Consider the following 2789-nt stretch of genomic DNA (forward strand, 5'->3'; position numbering starts at 1 on the left):
AAGATCCTTTTACTTTTAAAGTTTTCATCACCACTACTGAATCCCCATCGGAGAGCAGGTTACCATTTGCATCTTTAACTTCCATCACAATTTCCTAAGTATAAAACAAATTAATAATTATTTAACATTAGCAAATATAAAAAATTCATTTAAATAGATTAAAAATATCGATTTTGTTTCTATAAACACCTGATTTACAAATCTTTTGTTTAAACGCGAATGTTAATGTAGTGTTCATCATTAACCATCTTCTCATCTTGTATAAAAATTGTCGTAGCCATGAAGAAAACCTCTAGCGACAGTGGTGTAATACCGGTGCCATGTTGGTAGGCGGTATACCGTTACGACGAACCAAACTATAACTTATCTATGCTTTGACTTCGGGGCTATTCTTAGCTCGTTCTTTAATTGCTGTAAAAGCACCTAAGTTAAATACTACAACCGCCACAAAGAGTAGGCTATAGGCCAACAGCTGGCTGGTATGGTAAGGTTCTTTAAAGTGGATAAAAGCAATTAGAAAAGCAATAATGGGGTTGATATACATGATGATTCCCAAAGTAGAAGACGGCAATTCAATAAGGGCATAAAGGTTTAAAAAGAGCGGAATGATGGTAAAAACCAATGCAACCACCAGAATAAGCAACCAGAAATCAACTGCCTCAGGTACTGGAGCAGCGTTAATAAAAAAATAAGGCAACATAAAAAGCGTCGATATGGCCAGATTTATTCCCAACATATTTAGACTATTTACCTGAGTAATAAACCTCTGAATGATCAGGTACATGGCATAAACCGAGGCAATGCCGACTGACCATAATACTTCCCGGAGAGACCCGGTAGCCAGCAGTAAAATGCTAAAGATAGCGATAGCTAAACCAATCAATTTGACCCTTGTCAACTGTTCTTTAAGGATAAAAAAACCACCCAATGCAGTTAACAAAGGACATACCATGTAGGCAAAGGCCGCAGATGTCAAACTCACATGATTAACCGCGTAGATAAAGGTAAACCAGTTGACCATCAGCAAAATTGAAGAGATGAAGATCAGACCAGCTAATTTTAGCCTTTCGGTTCGCGACAAGGCCTTAAATACCTTAATATCCTTTTTCAGGTTGGCCCTTCCAAATGTCAGAATGATAACTGCCAGCAACAGCAAGGCTGTAAACACCCGGTATTCCAAAATTTGCATAGAGGGATATGCATGTAGTGCTTTAAGCGGGATGGCAAAGGCACCCCATATTATAAATGCAACAATTCCAGCTGTATAATATTTGAACGTACTTTTCTGTATCATTAACTTGTTCTTTTTCCTTCCAATAACATGTTCATCGCATGGCGTAAAGTTCCTGCCTTTTTAACTTCCCCTGAGTTCACAAAAAAGATCTCATCAGCATTTTGAATCGTATTTAAACGATGAGCAATAATCACCAGGGTAGTTTTATTGGGGAGTTTATTTAAAATATCACTTAACAACTGCTCGGTTACAGTATCGATATTAGCAGTTGCTTCATCTAAGATAAGCAATGCCGGCTGACGGAGTACCGCACGCATAAAGGCAATAATCTGCTTCTGTCCGAGACTTAAGTTATCAGTTCCGGAGCTGATCATCGTTTCCAATCCTTCATCGAAAATGGCAAGCAACTCACTTAAATCGGCCTCTGCAATAACCTGTTCCAGTTGTTCTGGAGTATAATCTTTATACAATGGGTTGCCATAAAGGATATTATCTCTTACGCTGCCAGTAAACAAGAAAGGCTCCTGCAAAATGAAACCGATTTTATTAGTACGTTCTTCCGCAGAGTAGGAACGGATATCTTGTCCTTCCAGAAAAACAGTTCCTGAAGTGGGATCATATAATCGTGCAATTAAGGACGCTGTTGTAGTTTTGCCCCCCCCTGTGGGGCCAATTAAAGCGTAGGTTTTGCCTTTCTCTAATTCGAAATTGATGTTGTGTAAAATTTCCTTGCCACCTTCATAACCGAAATACACATCCTTGAAGGCCAAAAGGGGCGCATTAGGTTTTGCAATACCTGGCTTAACATCAACTAGGTCGTTTTCCATGGATAAGATATTAGATATCCTGTCCCACCCAGCCATTGCTACCTGAAAGTTAGCCCAGAGGGCCGCCAACTGACGTAAAGGGTTATAAAAGTTGGTGGCATAAGAAAGGTAACTGACCAGCAAACCGATGGTAAACTGACCTTTAGAAATCAGATAAATACCATAAAGCAATACAATCAATTGTGCAAAACTGGCGAACAGTCCATACACCGGTGCAAAAATATTGTTGGCCAAACCAGCACCAATAGCGGTTTTATAATTCTCCTTGTTTACTTCATCAAACTTTTTTCTAAAATAATCGCGGCGGTTAAAAGCGATGATCACTTTAAAATTTTGGAGGCTTTCCTGAATCTCACCACTCAGGTTACCCGCACTTTCAAGGTTAACTGCATTTTTACGTTTTACCCATGGCGATAACACAGCCGTAAAAATCAAAATAAATAGTGCAGGCGCCAGTGTAGCTAAACCGAGTTTCCAATTAATGGCTAATAAAAATATGCCGGCACCAACCATGGTGACAATACTTCCTATAAATTGCATTAAGGCCTGGCTGAAAAATTGGTTTAACTTATCGGTATCATTATTTACCCGAGAGATGAGATCACCAGATTTATTCTGATTAAAGAAGCCCACCGGTAACGTTAATAACTTGTTAAAAATAGCATTTCTAAGGGTGTACAACATACGTTGACCTACCCCTCCCATGAGTTTGGTTTGTAAATAGCCGG

The 2789-nt window shown here is 39.1% G+C and carries 3 protein-coding genes; all 3 read right to left on the reverse strand.

Annotation, left to right across the window (positions count from 1 at the left end; translation table 11 throughout):
* The coding region (locus tag ACR2F3_RS03260; protein ID WP_432708548.1) for a PhnA domain-containing protein at positions 1-85 on the reverse strand (85 nt) is incomplete at its 3' end.
* A gap of 282 nt (positions 86-367) precedes the next feature.
* Complete coding sequence (locus tag ACR2F3_RS03265) at positions 368-1294, reverse strand: EamA family transporter (protein ID WP_432708546.1); 927 nt, start codon at positions 1292-1294, stop codon at positions 368-370.
* A partial coding sequence (locus ACR2F3_RS03270; RefSeq protein ID WP_432708547.1) for an ABC transporter ATP-binding protein occupies positions 1294-2789 on the reverse strand: 1496 nt, incomplete at its 5' end. The genes ACR2F3_RS03265 and ACR2F3_RS03270, both read right to left, overlap by 1 nt.

This window comes from Pedobacter sp. (assembly GCF_045627485.1).
In the GTDB taxonomy this organism is placed as follows: domain Bacteria; phylum Bacteroidota; class Bacteroidia; order Sphingobacteriales; family Sphingobacteriaceae; genus Pedobacter.